This is a genomic window from Amycolatopsis sp. NPDC114478 (genome assembly GCF_055633805.1).
Genome location: NZ_JBVKDO010000007.1, coordinates 374,144 through 389,449, shown reverse-complemented (window position 1 = coordinate 389,449; position 15,306 = coordinate 374,144). Strand labels below are relative to the sequence as shown.

The following is a 15,306-nucleotide window of genomic DNA, read 5'->3' as shown; positions in this document are numbered from 1 at the left end:
ACGAACGGGTTAACGCCCCGACTCGCCCCGCCACCGGGCCAGCCGGCCCGCCCGGTCCACCGCTCTCAGCCGGCGCTCGACCGCGTCGCGGACCGACGTGGTCGTCACCACCAGCAGCTGGTCGTTCTCCTGCAGCCGGCTCGTCTTCTGGGGGGTGAACCCCGCGCCCTCGCGGACGACCAGGCTGACCGTCGCTCCCGTCGGCAGCCTCAGCTCCGACAAGTACACGCCGTGCAGCTTCGACCCGCGCTGGATGCGGACCTGCAGCAGCTCCGCGCCCAGCTCGTCCAGCGGCGCGGAGTCGACCTCGACCTCGTGCGGCTCGGACTTCGTCGCCAGCCCCAGCTTGCGGCCCAGCGGCCCGAGCGTCGCGCCCTGGACCAGCGTCAGCACGATGACCAGCACGAACACCGCGTCGACCAGCCGTTGCGCGCCCGGCAAGCCCCGTGACAGCGGAATCATCGCCAGCACGATCGGCACGGCGCCACGCAGGCCGGCCCACGACAGGAACGCCTGTTCCCGCCACGGCAGCCGGAACGGCAGCACCGAGAGCACCACCGAGATCGGCCGGGCCAGCAGCAGCACGACGGCGCCGGCGACCAGGCCCGGGACCAGCGTCTCGAGCAGCCGGCTCGGCGACGCGAACAGCCCGAGCAGCACGAACAGCCCGATCTGCGCCAGCCAGCCGAGCCCCTCGGCGAACGACAGCGTGTCCGACCGGTGCGGCAGCCGCGCATTGCCCAGCACCAGCGCGGCGACGTACGTCGCGAGCAGCCCGGACGCGTGCGCCAGCTGGCCGGACGAGTACGCGACCACGCAGACCGCGATCGTCGCGAGCGGGTAGAGCCCGGTCGCCGGCAGCGCGGCCCGGCGCAGCGCGATCCCGCCGAGCCAGCCGAAGGCGAGCCCGATCGCCAGGCCCGCGCCCAGCTCGTAGACCACCAGCAGCGGCAGCGTCCAGTCCACAGTGGTGCCTTCGGCCAGCACGACGACCGCGATGTACGCCGGCGCGTCGTTGACGCCCGACTCCAGCTCCAGCGCCCCGACCAGGCGTTTGCCGATCCCGGCCGTGCGCAGCACCGAGAACACCGCCGCAGCGTCGGTCGAGGCGAGCACCGCGCCCCACAGCAGGGCGAACCGCCAGTCGAGGCCGAGCAGGAAGTGCAGCGCCGCGCCGGTGACCGCGATGCTCACCACGACGGCCACTGTGGACAATGCGATTCCCAGTCCCAGCGCGGGTTTCACGGCCGACCAGCGCGTCGTCAACCCGCCTTCGGCCAAGATCATGACGAGCGCGGCGAGGCCGAGCGACTGGGTCAGCTCGGGGTTGTCGAACCGGATGCCGAAGCCGGCTTCGCCGAGCACGACGCCGATCCCGAGGTACAGCAGCAGCGACGGCAGGCCGAGCCGGATGGAGACGCGCACGGCGAGCACGGACGCGAGCAGCACGACGCCGCCGACGCCGAGCAGCACGGGGAGCTGGTCCATGCCGCCTCCCTCCGAGTGCCGTGGGCACTCAGAATAGTGAAGCGGGTGGGTTAACTCGTTCGTGTACCGCCGGCCCGAGTCGGACACCCGGTGTGTTAAGGCCCATCCAGCGCCGAGAGATCGACACCCAGCGCGGCGAACGGCTTGGCGGCGCTCGGGTGCACCTTCACGGCGCGGTGGCCGTCCCGGCCGACCCAGCCCGCCTCGACCGCCCGGTCGAGCAGCGCCGCGGGCAGCGCGCCGGCGAGGTGGTCGCGGCGTTCCGTCCAATCCAGACAGTCGCGCAGCAGCGGCCGGCGCCCGGCGGCGACCGGCACGCCGAGCCCGGCCAGCACCTCGCGGCCGCGGCCGGTCAGCGTCAGGCCGTCGGCGGTGTCGACGAGACCGGTGGCGAGCATGCCGTCGCGCACGGCGACGCCGAGAACGCCCGCGAGGTGGTCGTAGCAGGTGCGCGCGAAGCTGAGCCGCTTCACCCGCAGCGACGACTTCAGCCCCATTAGCGGCCGGTGCTCGGCGTGCTGGGCCAGGTGCTCGATCAGCTCGGCGACGCGCGGGTCGGCGATCCGGACGTAGCTCGCGCGGCCCTGCTTGACCCGGACGACGAACCCGGCGCCGACCAGCCGGGTGACGTGCTCGCTGGCCGTGGAGAGCGCGATCCCGGCCGCCTTGGCCAGCTCGCCGACGGTCCAGGCCCGCCCGTCGAGCAGGGCGAGGCACATGGTGGCCCGGCTCGGGTCGGCGAGCACCGCGGCGACCTCGGCGAGGGCGATCGTCTCCATGCCCCCACGCTACGACCCGCGCTGTTCGGCCGCGGCCGAAGCGTCAGATCCCCTTCAGGAACTTCGCGGCCAGGGTGACCGCCGGGCCCGAGTCGTTGGAGCTCTCCAGGAGCACCGCGAACGCGACGGTGCCGCGGTACCCGACGAACCACCCGGTGGCGTTCGAGCCGTCGCCGAACTGGGCGGTGCCGGTCTTGCCGAAGACCTCGCCCGCCCCCGCCGCGCCGCGGCCGGTCCCGCTGGTCACCACGGCCCGCATCATCTTCCGCACCTGGCCGAGCACCGCCGCGGGCGGCGGCGAGTAGCCCTTGACGACCTTCGTGTCGAGGTCGTGCCACAGCCGCGGTGTGATGGCCTTGCCGGCCGCGACCGTGGCCGCCATCAGCGCGCCGCCGAGGCAGCTCGCCTGGATCCGGCCCTGGCCGAACCCGTCCTCGACCTGCTCGTCCTTGCTCGCCGCCGGCTCGACCTTGCCCAGCTCGGTGTCGATCCCCGGGATCTCGTAGTCGGCGTTGAGGCCCAGCTCGTTCGCCGCCTTCACCAGCCCGTCGGCCGGGAGGTCCAGCGCCAGCTGCCCGAACGTCGTGTTGCACGAGCGCGCGAACGCCGTCTGCAGGTTCGTCGCGCCCAGCTCGAAGCCCTCGTTCTTGACCGTGCGCGTGCCGATCGTGGCGACGCCGGGGCAGTCGACCGGCGAGCCCGCGTCGAGCCCGCTCTGCTGGACCGCCGCGACCGACGTCGCGATCTTGAACGACGAACCCGGCTCGTACAGCCCGTGCAGCGCCTTCGGGGCGTTCCCCGCGGCCGCGTTCTGCGCGACGGCGAGGATGTCGCCCGAGCCCGTGTCGAGGGCGACCATCATGGCCGAGCCCTGGTAGCCGTCCACCGCGGCTTGCGCGGACTTCTGCGCGGTCAGGCTCAGGCTCGACGTCAGCGTCTTCGCCTCGCCGTCGGCCTTCCCGAACAGCGTCTCGACGCTCTTCCCGCTGGTGTCGACGCGCTCGACGGCGAAGCCGCCCCCGCTCGCCGCCGTCACCTGCCCGGTCAGCGCCGAACGCAGCAGCGGCGCCGGGTCGCCGTCGACCGCGCGCAGGCCACTGGCCCCGCTGACCAGCAGCGGCTTGCCGTCGCGGTCGGCGACGGCCGTCGTGTCCTGCACCGCCGTGCTGATCACCAGCCGCTGCCCCGCTTCCAGCTTCGGGTGCAGCAGCGACGGTGCCCAGTGCACGAGCCACTTCCCGCCGGTCTGGGCGAGTTCGAACGGCACGTCGTAGGTCCAGACCTTCCCCGGCTTCAGCGCCCACGAGACGCTGAACGTCCCGCTGGTCTGCTTGGCCCCGGCCGGAGTCGGCTGCAGGACAGTCAGCTTCGCCTTCAGCGACGACGGGTTCAGCGTGTTCCGCGCGTCCCGCAGCGCCACCGCGGCCGCCGGCGCGGCGTCGGTCAGCCGGCCCGCCGCGTCCGGGTTGTTCTCGGACAGGTCCTGCAGGTACTCCGTGATCGCCGAATGCGGATCGGCCGCGCCCGGGTTCTCGACGCTCGTCGCCCCGGCTTCCGCCGCGGGCGTCGAACCGCCGTTCAGCACGAAGAACGCCGCCACCACGGCCACGACGACGAGCAGCGCGCCGCCGATCAGGATGCCGCGTCTTCTCGCAGGACTCATTTCCGCGTACCCCTCCCCCAAGGAACGCCACCGTCGTGGGTGACCGGCTGATCTTACCGGCCACCCACGACGATCGGTCAGGCTTTTTCGACCGCGACCGTGACCTTGGTGCCGTCGCCGACGGTGCCGGCGGATCCGTCGGCCACCGCGCCGTAGGTCACCGACGTGGAGAGGGTCTCCGACGCGAGGAACTCCTCGTGCGTCCGAGCCGCCTCGACGACGTCGGAAGGTGCGTCCACGGTCAGCGCGATCCGGTCGGCGACGTCCAGCCCGGCGTCGCGGCGGGCCTGCTGCACGACCCGGACCAGGTCGCGGACCAGGCCCTCGGCCGCCAGCTCCGGCGTCACCTCGGTGTCGATGAGGACCAGCCCGGACCCGCCGGGCAGCTCCGCCGCCGCGCCGCCGCTCTTCGCGACGAGCCGCCGTTCGAACTCGCCTTCGCGCAGCGCGATCCCGGCCGCGACCACGGCCCCGCCCTGGAACGACCAGTCGCCCGCCTTGACGGCCTTGATCACCGTCTGGACGTCCTTGCCCAGCCGCGGGCCGGCCGCCCGCGCGTTCACCGCGACCTCGAACCCGCCGTGCGCGGCGACGTCGGTGGTCAGCTCGACCGCCTTGACGTTCACCTCGTCGCGCAGGATGTCGACGAAGGCGCCCATCGTCTCGGCGTCCTCGGCCGCGACGACCAGCGACGACAGCGGCAGCCGCACGCGCAGCTTGTTCGCCTTCCGCAGCGACAGCGCCGACGACGCCACCTGCCGCACCCGGTCCATCGCGGTGACCAGCGCCGCGTCGGCGGGCAGGTCGTTCGCGTTCGGCCAGTCGGTCAGGTGCACCGAACGGCCGCCGGTGAGGCCGCGCCAGACGACCTCGGTGGTCAGCGGCAGCAGCGGCGCCGTCACCCGCGAAGTCACCTCCAGCACGGTGTGCAGCGTGTCGATGGCATCCTGGTCACCGGCCCAGAAGCGGTCCCGCGAGCGGCGGACGTACCAGTTCGTGAGGACCTCGAGGAAGTCCCGCACGGTCTGGCACGCACCCGCGATGTCGTAGTGGTCCATCGCGTACTCGACGTCGGTGACGAGCTCGTGCGTCTTCGCCAGGACGTACCGGTCGAGCACGTTCGGCGAGTCCGTGCGCCACTTGCCTTCCACGCCTTCGGCGTTCGCGTACAGCGCGAGGAAGTAGTACGAGTTCCACAGCGGCAGCACGGCCTGGCGGACGGCGTCGCGGATGCCCTTGTCGGTGACGACCAGGTTGCCGCCGCGCAGGATCGGGCTCGCCATGAGGTACCAGCGCATGGCGTCGGAGCCGTCGCGCTCGAAGACCTCGTTGACGTCCGGGTAGTTGCGCAGCGACTTGGACATCTTCGCGCCGTCCGAGCCGAGCACGATGCCGTGCGCGACGCAGGTGCGGAACGCCGGCCGGTCGAACAGCGCCGTCGCGAGCACGTGCAGCAGGTAGAACCAGCCGCGGGTCTGCCCGATGTACTCGACGATGAAGTCGCTCGGGTAGTGGTGCTCGAACCAGTCGGCGTTCTCGAACGGGTAGTGCACCTGGGCGTACGGCATCGAGCCGGAGTCGAACCAGACGTCGAGGACGTCCGGCACCCGGCGCATCGTCGACTTGCCGGTCGGGTCGTCCGGGTTCGGCCGGGTCAGCTCGTCGATGTAGGGCCGGTGCAGGTTGTCCAGCCGCACGCCGAAGTCCGCCTCCAGCTCGTCGAGCGAGCCGTAGACGTCGGTGCGCGGGTACGCCGGGTCGTCCGACTGCCACACCGGGATCGGCGTGCCGAAGTAGCGGTTGCGCGAGACCGACCAGTCGCGCGCGTTCTCCAGCCACTTGCCGAACTGGCCGTCCTTGACGTTCTCCGGGTACCAGGTGATCTGCTGGTTCAGCTCGACCATCCGGTCCTTGAACTGCGTCACGGCGACGAACCACGACGACACCGCGCGGTAGATCAGCGGGTTGCGGCAGCGCCAGCAGTGCGGGTACGGGTGGTCGTAGGTCTCGTGGCGCAGCAGCAGCGCGCCCTGCTCGGCCGCGGAACCCGTGCCGTTCTTGAGGTCGCGGATGATGTTCGGGTTGGCGTCGAACACCTGCTGGCCGGCGTAGTCCGGGACGGTCGAGTCGAACTTGCCCTGCGCGTCGACCGGCGTCACCGGGGTGATGCCGGCCGCGTCGGTGACGACCTTGTCCTCTTCACCGTAAGCGGGCGCGATGTGCACGACACCGGTGCCGTCTTCGGTGGTGACGTAGTCCGCGGCCAGGACGCGGTGCGCGTTCTCCGTGCCGGTGAAGTACGGGAACGGCGGTGCGTACCGGGTTCCGAGCAGTTCGGTGCCGGTGTAGCGCGCGATGACCGTCGGCTCTTCGCCGAGTTCACGCGCGTACGCGGCGACACGCGTTTCGGCGAGCAGGAACCGCTTGCCGGGGAAGTTCTCGCTCTCCACGACGACGTACCGGACTTCCGGGTGCACGGCGGTCGCGAGGTTCGACGGCAGCGTCCACGGCGTCGTCGTCCAGATCAGCAGGTATGTGCCGTCGAGTTGGTTCCCGTTGTCCTGCAAGCGGAATCCGACGGTGACGGCCGGGTCCTGGCGGGTGGCGTAGACGTCGTCGTCCATCCGCAGCTCGTGGTTGGACAGTGGCGTCTCGTCGCGCCAGCAGTACGGCAGGACGCGGTAGCCCTCGTAGACGAGTCCCTTGTCCCACAGGCGCTTGAACGCCCAGAGCACCGACTCCATGTAGGTGACGTCGAGCGTCTTGTAGTCGTTGTCGAAGTCGACCCAGCGGGCCTGGCGGGTGACGTACTCGCGCCACTCGCTCGTGTAGCGCAGGACGGACTCGCGCGAAGCCTCGTTGAACTTCGCGATGCCCATCTCTTCGATCTCGGCCTTCTCCGTGATCCCGAGCTGGCGCATGGCTTCCAGCTCGGCGGGCAGGCCGTGGGTGTCCCAGCCGAAGCGGCGCTCGACCTTGCGGCCCTTCATCGTCTGGTAGCGCGGCACCAGGTCCTTGACGTACCCGGTGAGGAGGTGGCCGTAGTGCGGCAGGCCGTTGGCGAAGGGCGGGCCGTCGTAGAAGACGTACTCGTTGTCGCCGTGCTCGCCGGCCGGGCGCGCGTCGATGCTCGCCTGGAACGTCCGGTCCGTCTCCCAGTAGGCGAGGACCTGCTTCTCCAGCGCGGGGAAGGACGGCTGCGACGGAACGCCCGCGCTGTCGTCGAAGTGGGCCTGGGGGTACATCCCGGTGCTCCTCGGTTCGTCGCTCTCGTACGGACGACCGGGTTCCCGGTCACCCACACGGGGACGAAACGCCTGGCGGCGCACCGCGGTACCACCCCGCTTGCCCGGCGGTGACGCTGCCGGGCCGCTCGTTCGACGGCTGTCACGGGCCGCACCCGTCCGGTTCTACTGAGAGCGTGATGCTCGGTTCTTCCGGAGGCTCCCCGGTGATGGCCGGATCGACGCCTTGCTGATACCAGGTTAACCGGCCCGCGCAACCGGGTTGTCACGAGGGGCACGTAGCCACACGACGGTCACGCCGAGCGCGACCAGCCACAGCGCGCCGGCGATCAGGCCGGCCGCGTGAAGGCCGCCGGCGTCGCCGCCACCCATCACGGCGCCGAGCACCGCGACGCCGAGCGCGCCACCGGCCTGGCGCGCGGTGTTGTTGACGCCGCTCGCGACCCCGGCCCGCTCGGCCGGGACGTCGCTGACGGCCGCCGTCACGACCGCCGTCGTCAGCAGGCCCATCCCGATCCCGAGCCCCAGCAAGGTCGGCAGGAGGGCCGGGTAACCGCTGTTTCCGTTGACCAGCACCAGGTTCAGCATCCCGAGCGCCCCCAGTGCCAGCCCGGCGACCATGAGCGGCCGCGGCCCGAACCGGCCGGTCAGCCGGCCCGCGACCGGCGCCAGCACCGAGAGCGGGAGGAACAACGGCAGCACCTCGAGCCCGGCTCGCAGCGGTCCGGCGTGCCGAACACCCTGGAGGTACAGCGTGAGCACGAGGATCGTGCCGATGCCGACGAAGTTCATCGCCGCCGCGACGAAGTTCGCCGCCGCCGTTCGCCGGGCGACGGCCGGCGGCAGCATCGGGTGCGCCGACCGGTGTTCGACGACCAGGAAGGCCCCCAGCAGGACGACCGCGAGCACCCCGGCGAGCACGTTCGCGTCGATGACCGCGTAGACCCCGGCGCCGAGGGCGGGCGCGGCCGTCGCGACGCCGGCGAAGTCGATCCGCCCCGGCCCGCGGTCGCCGCGCGGCACGAGCCGGCGGGTCGCGACGGCGGCCGCGAGCACGATCGGGACGTTGAGCCAGAACACCGGCCGCCAGCCCGCCGCGGCGACGATCGCCCCGCCGAGGACCGGGCCCGCCGCCAGCGCCAGCGCCGACACCCCGGCCCAGATGCCGAGGGCTCGCGCGCGCTCGGCGCGTCCGGGGTGGGCGTTCGTGATCACGGCCAGCGTGCCCGGCAGCAGCAGCGCGGCACCCAGGCCCTGGCCGGCTCGCGCGGCGATGAGCCACGGTGCCGACCCGGCGAGCCCGCACGCGGCCGATGCCGCGCCGAACAGCGCGAAGCCCGCAACGATCACCCGGCGGTGCCCGAAGACGTCACCGAGGGCGCCGCCGGTGAGCAGCAGGGCGGCCAGGACGACCGCGTAGCCGTCGATCACCCACTGCAGCGCGGCGAGACCGCCGCCGAGGTTCGCGCCAATGGCGGGCAGGGCGACGTTGACGACCGTGACGTCCAGCTGCACCAGGAACATCCCGGCGCACAGGGTGAACAGGAGCATGTCCCCAGTGGACCGCGCGGACGCTTCCGTCGCGGTGGAAGTGTGCCGGGGGCATCCTGGGGGCATGGAAGGCGACGCCGACATCGCCCGCACCGCGGCGCTGTTCGCCGACCCGGCGCGGGTCCGCGTGCTGCTGGCGCTGGCCGACGGCCGGGCGCTGGCGGCGTCCGTGCTGGCGGCCGAGGCCCGGCTGTCCGCTCCGGGCGTCAGCGCGCACCTGGCGAAGCTGCGGGACGCGGGGCTGGTCGTCGCGGAGAAGTCGGGGCGGCACCGGTTCTACCGGCTGGCCGGTCCGGACACCGCGGAGCTGATGGAGACGCTGGCGCGGTTCTCGCCGTCGCAACCGGTGTCGTCGTTGCGCGAAGGGACGCGAGCGGAGGCGTTGCGGACGGCCCGGACGTGCTACGACCACCTGGCGGGCCGGCTCGGGGTGGCCGTGACGGCGGCGCTGCTCGACCGGGGTGCGCTGTCCGGTGCCCCGGACACGGGAAGGCGGCCGGGTGACCGGATTTCGGCTCCGCTGCGCGAACACCCGTACACGCTGGGTCCCCACACGGAAGTGGTGTTCGGCGAGCTGGGCGTGGACCTGGCCGCGGTCGCGGCGGGACGGCGGCCGCTGCTGAAGTTCTGCCTGGACTGGAGCGAGCAGCGCCACCACCTGGCGGGCGCTCTGGGCGCGGCGGTCGCGACGCGGTTCGTGGACGCGGGCTGGGTGCGCCGGCGTGGGCAAGCACACCGCGCGTTGCGGCTGACGCCGGAGGGGGCGCGGGCGTTGGCGGCCCACCTCGGGGTGGCGGACCTGGCCGCCTAGCGGTGCGCGGCCACCAAGGTCGCGTCGGGGCTGCAGCGGTCGCAGGGGGTGAAGCCGAGCTGGCGGGCTTCGCCGACGCCGATGGGGATCGTGTCGCGGCTGCCCAGCCAGACGCACGTTCTCAGGTGGTAGCGCGGGTGTTCGTCGACCACGACGACCTCGTCCTCGAGGTCGGCCAGGACGGCGATGTCGGCCGCCGACGTCTCTTCTTCGCCCGGCTCACCTCGGGTCGCCGGCTCGGCCTCGGCCTCGGCCTCGAACTCGGCCGGTTCTTCTTCGGCCGGAGCCGGTTCGGGCTCAGGTTCGGGCTCCGGCGTGTCGGCCGGGTCGCCCAGGTCGCCGGCCGCCGGGATGAGGACGGTCTGTTCTTCCTCGGCCGGTTTCTCCGCGGGTTCGGCGGAAGCCGGTTCGGGTTCGGCGGAAGCCGGTTCCGGCTCCGGATCCGGCTCGGCGGCGACCGGAGCGGCCACCGCGGACCGACGCCGGCGGCGCAGCCAGTCGGCGACCAGGATCAGCCCCGCGAGCACCGAGAGGCCGATGGATACCCACGCCCACAGCGAAGACGCGGTGATGAGCGCGGTGACGAGCAACCCCAGAGCCGCCAGTACCAGGACCAGCACGATGTAAAGCACGCTGAATTACAACACGAACAGGGCAAGATCGTCCGACGACCCGCCCACGTGCGGTACCGGATCGACTCCGAACCGTGGCCCACCCCGCCGGCGGTGCCGGCGGGGTGGGCCACCGTGGCCCACCCCGCCGGCGGTGCCGGCGGGGTGGGCCCGGAACGGAAACTCAGCCCGCTTCGGCGCGCGGGCCGAACGAGTAGCCCTGGCCGCCGCTGGACGAACCGGACGACTGGCCGGAGTTCGACGAGGCCGACGCCGGGGCCGCGGAGCCGCGGTCGTCGAGCTCGCGCAGCTGGGACTCGAGGAACCCGCGCAGTCGCGTGCGGTACTCCCGCTCGATCGTGCGCAGCTCTTCGATCTTCTTGCCCAGCCCGCCCTTCTCGGCGTTGAGGCTGTTCATCGTCTCGGTGTACTTGCGCTGCGACTCGCGCTCCAGCGTCGTCGCCTTGTCGCGCGCCTGGCGCTCCAGCGTCTCGGCCCGGGTCCGCGCGTCGTTCAGCATCGTGTCGACGCGCGTGCGCGCCTCGTTGACCATCGAGTCGGACTTCGCCCGGGCGTCCGAGAGCAGCTGCTCGGACTTGGTGCGGGCCTCGGCCAGCATCCCGTCGGACTCGGTCTTCGCCTCGGCGGTCAGCCGGTCGGCCATCTCCTGGGCCAGGCCCAGGACCTTGGCGGCCTGCACGTTCGGCTCGGCGCTGTCGCCGACCATCGAGTGCGCCTGGGTCTGCTCCATGGCGGACTGCGGCGGCGGCACCGGCGCGAGGCGCCGGGACGGCTCTTCGCGCATCGGGGGCGCGCCGACGTTCGCTTTGGCGTTCTCGAGCTCGGAACGAGTCGATTCGAGCTCGGCGTCGAGCTGCTCCATCTGCTGGCGCAGCTCGTTGTTGTCCTCGATCAAGCGGGCCAGCTCGGTCTCCACCAGGTCGAGGAACGCGTCCACCTCGTCCTCGTTGTAGCCCCTCTTGCCGATGGGCGGCTTGCTGAACGCAACGTTGTGCACGTCAGCGGGGGTCAACGACATCAGATCACCTCACGCACTCCATGGCCTGCAGGTCCATCCAAGTTCTTCCCCGATCAACTTGGAGTCGCCAGTTGCATCGCGAAGAACACAACCAGCAGCAGAACCATAATCGACAAGTCCAGTCCCACGCCGCCGATTCGAACCATCGGAATGATTCGTCTGAACAGACGAACCGGCGGGTCCGTCACTGTGTAGATGGTCTCGAGCGTCACCGCAACCCCCCCGGCCGGATGCCACTCACGGGCGAACGTCCGGACGAGTTCGATCACGATCCGCGCCGTCAGCAGCAGCCAGAAGGCGAACAGCACGTACCAGACGACCAGCCACACAGCTTCCACGTACCTACTCTAACCGGGCGTCCTCGCAGAAGACGCAGTTGAGGGGGTCGACGCGGCATCGGGTCGACAAAATCACGTCTGCTTGCGCTCAGCGGTCCGCGCGACTTCAGCCCCGCAAGAATAATCCGCCCTCGGCAATCCGCCGACGGTCTTCCGCCGTGACGTCCACATCGGGCGGTGAGAGAAGGAACACCTTGTTGGTGACCTTGTCCATCGACCCGCGCAGCGCGAAGGCCAGCCCGGCGGCGAAGTCGACGAGCCGCTTGGCGTCCGCGTTCTCCATCTCGGTGAGGTTGATGATCACCGGGATGCCCTCGCGGTAGTGCTCGCCGATCGCCCGCGCCTCGACGTAGCTCGTCGGGTGCAGCGTCGTGATCCGGCTCAGCGGGTCCCGCAGCGGCGGCCGGACGGGCTCGGTGACCGGGCGCAGGCGCGCCACGGGCTCCGGCTGGCGGTCGATCGCGAGCGCGCCGTGGACGGCGGGCTCGGCAGCGGCGACTGAGCGTGACCGGCTGCGGCTGACGGGCTCGTCGTACGTGTCGTCGACGTCGCGGTACCGTGAGCGGGACGACCGCGGCGCCGGCTCCTCGTAGGAGTCGTAGTCGTCGTCGTAACCGCGCCGGTAGTCGTCCCCGTCGTCGTAGTCGTCGTCGTCCGCGGGCACCATCCCGAAGTAGGCCTTCAGCTTCTGCAGCGCGCTCATGCCTCTCCCTAGCCCTAGCCGCTCCCGCACCGACGTTTCTCCACGCCGTCAGTGCCCCGTACGGCCGACCACTAAACGTGACCGGGTACGGGCTCCCTACGGCGAGGCTAAACCGCGTCCACCGAGCAACGCGGTTCCGACACGCACACAGGTCGAGCCGTGCGTGATCGCCTGCTCGAGATCATGGCTCATCCCGGCGGACACGTCTGCGGCATTCGGGTGATCTTTGCGGAGGCTCTCACCCGCGCGAGCGAGGCGTTCGAAGGCGGCCGCGGGGTCGGCGCCGAGCGGTGCGACGGCCATCAGGCCGCGAAGCCGCAGTTCACCCGTGTGAGTGACAAGCTCGGCGAGCGCGCCCAGCTCGTCGAGCGGGCAGCCGCCGCGAGCGGGGTCGTCGTCGAGGCTGGCCTGGATCAGCACGTCGAGGGGTTCGTCACGTATCCGGGCGTCCCGGGCCGCACGCACAGCCTTCGCGAGCGCGTCGGCGAGCCGGGCCGAATCCAGGGACTGCACTTCGTGTGCCCACCCGACCACGGACCGCGCTTTGTTCCGCTGCAGCCGGCCGACCATGTGCCAGCGCGGGTGCGCGTCCGGCCGCGACTCGGCGACTTCGGCGGCCTTCGGCCCCGCCTCCTGGTCCCGGTTCTCGCCGAGGTTGGCGACACCCAGATCGGTGAGCAGCGCGGCGTCGGACGCCGGGAAGGTCTTGGTGATCGCGATCAGCTTGACCTCGTCCCGCGCGCGCCCGGCGGCCCGGCACGCGGCGGCGATCCGCTCCTCGACCTCGGCGAGGTTGGCGGCCAGCTCCGCCTTGCGGTCGGTCATGCTTCGATCCACGTGATGCCCGCGATCCGCCCGGTCGTGCCGTCGCGGCGGTAGCTGAAGAGCGTCTTGTCCTCGTTCGTGCACCGCGGGTCGACGCCGATCTTCCCGACGCCGAGGTCCGCGAGCTGCCGCCAGAGCCCGGCGCGCAGGTCGAGCCCGGGCGTGCCCCGACGGGTCTTGCAGGCGCTGCCCGGCACGTGCTTCTCGACGTCGGCGGCCATGGCGGCCGGGACCTCGTAGCAGTCACCGCAGATCGCCGGGCCGAGCAGCGCTTCGATGCGGCCCACCTCGGCGCCCGCCTCGCACATCGCGGAGACCGCGGCCGGGACGACGCCGACCCGCGTGCCGACGCGACCGGCGTGCACCGCCGAGACCACCCCGGCCTCGGCGTCGGCCAGCAGGATCGGGACGCAGTCGGCGACGAGCACCACCAGCGCGACGCCCGGGGTCGCCGTCACCAGGGCGTCGGTCGCCTCCGCCGCCCGGGTCTCGGAGCCGTCCACAATGGTCGCCGTGCGGCCGTGGACCTGTTCCATCCAGGCCAGCTTGTCCTCGGCCAAGCCCAGCTCGGACGCGAGCCGCTTGCGGTTGGCGTAGACGTTCCCCTCGTCGTCGCCGACGTGGTCCCCCAGGTTGAACGTGTCGTACGGCGGCCGTGACGCGCCGCCCGCCCTGGTCGTGACCACTCGCCGAACCCGCATGTCCCCATCCTCCCAAACGCCGTGAAGGCCACCTCGGGGACTCCGAGGTGGCCTTCAGGAACAGCGGTTGACCTAGCGCCGCATGAACGGCGGGACGTCGACCTCGTCGTCCGACGGGTCGTCGTGCACCGGCATCGCGCGGCCGGGCAGGCTGCCCTGGGTCGCGTTGGAGCCGAGCGGCGAGTAGCCGCGCGAGCCGCCACCCGGCTGCGGGAGCCCGCCCGACGGCGGGTTGCCGGTGGCCGAGGGCAGCGGCGAGTGCGACCGCGGCGGCGCGACCGGGTAGCCGGAGCTGCCCGCCGACGGCACCGGGGTGGCCCCCGACGGCGGCGCCGGCGGGTTCGAGACCTGCCCGGCCGCGGCGGACGCCGTCGTCGACGACGAGCGCGAGCCGAAGGCCGGCGGGTCGAGCTTCTTGTGGGTCGGCGCGCCGGCGTCGAACCCGGCCGCGATCACCGTGACGCGGACCTCGTCGCCGAGCGAGTCGTCGATGATCGTGCCGAAGATGATGTTGGCGTCCGGGTGCGCGGACTCCTGCACCAGCGACGCGGCCTCGTTGATCTCGAACAGGCCCAGGTCGGAGCCACCGGCGATGGACAGCAGGGCGCCGTGGGCGCCGTCCATCGACGCCTCCAGCAGCGGCGAGTTGATCGCCTTCTCCGCCGCCTGGATGGCCCGCCCTTCTCCCCTGGCCGAGCCGATGCCCATCAGCGCGGAGCCCGCGCCGGACATGACGCTCTTGACGTCGGCGAAGTCGAGGTTGATCAGGCCCGGCGTGGTGATCAGGTCGGTGATGCCCTGGACACCGGACAGCAGCACCTCGTCCGCGGAGCGGAACGCGTCCATCAGCGAGACGCCGATGTCGCCGAGCTGCAGCAGCCGGTCGTTCGGGATCACGATGAGGGTGTCGCACTCGTTGCGCAGCGACTGGATGCCGTCTTCGGCCTGCTTGCCGCGGCGCTTGCCCTCGAAGGTGAACGGGCGCGTCACGACGCCGATGGTCAGCGCGCCCAGCTTGCGGGCGATCTGCGCCACGACCGGGGCGCCACCGGTGCCGGTGCCGCCGCCTTCGCCGGCCGTCACGAACACCATGTCGGCGCCCTTGATGACCTCTTCGATCTCTTCACGGTGGTCTTCGGCGGCCTTCTGGCCGACCTCGGGGGCGGCGCCCGCGCCGAGGCCCCGGGTGAGTTCGCGGCCGATGTCGAGCTTGACGTCGGCGTCGGACATGAGCAGTGCCTGGGCGTCGGTGTTCACCGCGATGAACTCGACACCCTTGAGGCCGACCTCGATCATGCGGTTCACGGCGTTCACGCCGCCACCGCCGATGCCGACCACCTTGATCACCGCAAGGTAGTTGTGCGGGGGCGTCATCGAAGTCCGCCTTCCTGATCGTTGTGCCCGTACAGCCCGCCGGCCGGTGATCAACTCTCAACCTAAACCCCAGATTGAGAGTTATGTCAACTGCCGACGTTAGGCAGGACGGTAGGCACCAGGCAGGCTCTAATCCAGTAGGCACGCCGTGTGTCGCAAAGGTGTTTTGCCACAACAC

Annotated in this window: 13 protein-coding genes; 1 reads left to right on the top strand and 12 read right to left on the bottom strand. The window is 71.7% G+C overall.

Annotated elements, in window-relative coordinates; genetic code table 11:
- Nucleotides 1-9 precede the first annotated feature (9 nt).
- The 5 genes from ACZ7OH_RS22325 to ACZ7OH_RS22305 form a co-directional block, all read right to left on the bottom strand.
- On the bottom strand, nucleotides 10-1,488 hold the full coding sequence (locus ACZ7OH_RS22325) for a potassium/proton antiporter (protein ID WP_470282507.1): 1,479 nt from the start codon (nucleotides 1,486-1,488) through the stop codon (nucleotides 10-12).
- Nucleotides 1,489-1,583: 95 nt separating this feature from the next.
- Complete coding sequence (locus ACZ7OH_RS22320; protein ID WP_470282506.1) at nucleotides 1,584-2,267, bottom strand: ArsR/SmtB family transcription factor; 684 nt, start codon at nucleotides 2,265-2,267, stop codon at nucleotides 1,584-1,586.
- Nucleotides 2,268-2,310: 43 nt separating this feature from the next.
- The gene (locus ACZ7OH_RS22315; protein WP_470282505.1) at nucleotides 2,311-3,930 is read right to left on the bottom strand and encodes a penicillin-binding transpeptidase domain-containing protein; all 1,620 of its coding nucleotides are present in this window, start codon (nucleotides 3,928-3,930) and stop codon (nucleotides 2,311-2,313) included.
- Nucleotides 3,931-4,007: 77 nt separating this feature from the next.
- Nucleotides 4,008-7,175, bottom strand: coding sequence for an isoleucine--tRNA ligase (gene ileS / locus ACZ7OH_RS22310; RefSeq protein ID WP_470282504.1), 3,168 nt, complete (start codon nucleotides 7,173-7,175; stop codon nucleotides 4,008-4,010).
- A 240-nt stretch (nucleotides 7,176-7,415) separates the two neighbouring features.
- Entirely contained in the window at nucleotides 7,416-8,726 is a 1,311-nt protein-coding gene (locus ACZ7OH_RS22305; protein ID WP_470282503.1) for an MFS transporter, read from the bottom strand.
- Between the two features lie 64 nt (nucleotides 8,727-8,790).
- Between ACZ7OH_RS22305 and ACZ7OH_RS22300 the strand changes: the two genes are divergently transcribed.
- Nucleotides 8,791-9,537, top strand: coding sequence for an ArsR/SmtB family transcription factor (locus tag ACZ7OH_RS22300; protein WP_470282502.1), 747 nt, complete (start codon nucleotides 8,791-8,793; stop codon nucleotides 9,535-9,537).
- Here ACZ7OH_RS22300 and ACZ7OH_RS22295 read toward each other — a convergent pair.
- The 7 genes from ACZ7OH_RS22295 to ftsZ all read right to left on the bottom strand — a co-directional run bounded on the left by ACZ7OH_RS22295 (nucleotide 9,534) and on the right by ftsZ (nucleotide 15,128).
- Entirely contained in the window at nucleotides 9,534-10,169 is a 636-nt protein-coding gene (locus ACZ7OH_RS22295) for a hypothetical protein (protein WP_470282501.1), read from the bottom strand. The genes ACZ7OH_RS22300 and ACZ7OH_RS22295 overlap by 4 nt on opposite strands.
- A gap of 163 nt (nucleotides 10,170-10,332) precedes the next feature.
- The gene (gene wag31 / locus ACZ7OH_RS22290; protein WP_400905297.1) at nucleotides 10,333-11,187 is read right to left on the bottom strand and encodes a DivIVA-like cell division protein Wag31; all 855 of its coding nucleotides are present in this window, start codon (nucleotides 11,185-11,187) and stop codon (nucleotides 10,333-10,335) included.
- Between the two features lie 53 nt (nucleotides 11,188-11,240).
- Entirely contained in the window at nucleotides 11,241-11,516 is a 276-nt protein-coding gene (locus tag ACZ7OH_RS22285) for a YggT family protein (RefSeq protein ID WP_072477845.1), read from the bottom strand.
- A 115-nt stretch (nucleotides 11,517-11,631) separates the two neighbouring features.
- Nucleotides 11,632-12,228, bottom strand: a complete 597-nt coding sequence (locus tag ACZ7OH_RS22280; protein ID WP_470282500.1) for a cell division protein SepF — start codon at nucleotides 12,226-12,228, stop codon at nucleotides 11,632-11,634.
- Nucleotides 12,229-12,324: 96 nt separating this feature from the next.
- Complete coding sequence (locus ACZ7OH_RS22275) at nucleotides 12,325-13,053, bottom strand: YggS family pyridoxal phosphate-dependent enzyme (protein WP_470282499.1); 729 nt, start codon at nucleotides 13,051-13,053, stop codon at nucleotides 12,325-12,327.
- Nucleotides 13,050-13,754: a peptidoglycan editing factor PgeF gene (gene pgeF / locus ACZ7OH_RS22270; protein ID WP_400905291.1), complete on the bottom strand. Its 705-nt coding sequence runs from the start codon at nucleotides 13,752-13,754 to the stop codon at nucleotides 13,050-13,052. Before pgeF ends, ACZ7OH_RS22275 begins: the two co-directional genes overlap by 4 nt.
- A gap of 72 nt (nucleotides 13,755-13,826) precedes the next feature.
- Nucleotides 13,827-15,128 (bottom strand): cell division protein FtsZ, encoded by a 1,302-nt coding sequence (gene ftsZ, locus ACZ7OH_RS22265; protein ID WP_470282498.1) that lies wholly within the window; start codon nucleotides 15,126-15,128, stop codon nucleotides 13,827-13,829.
- Nucleotides 15,129-15,306: the final 178 nt, after the last annotated feature.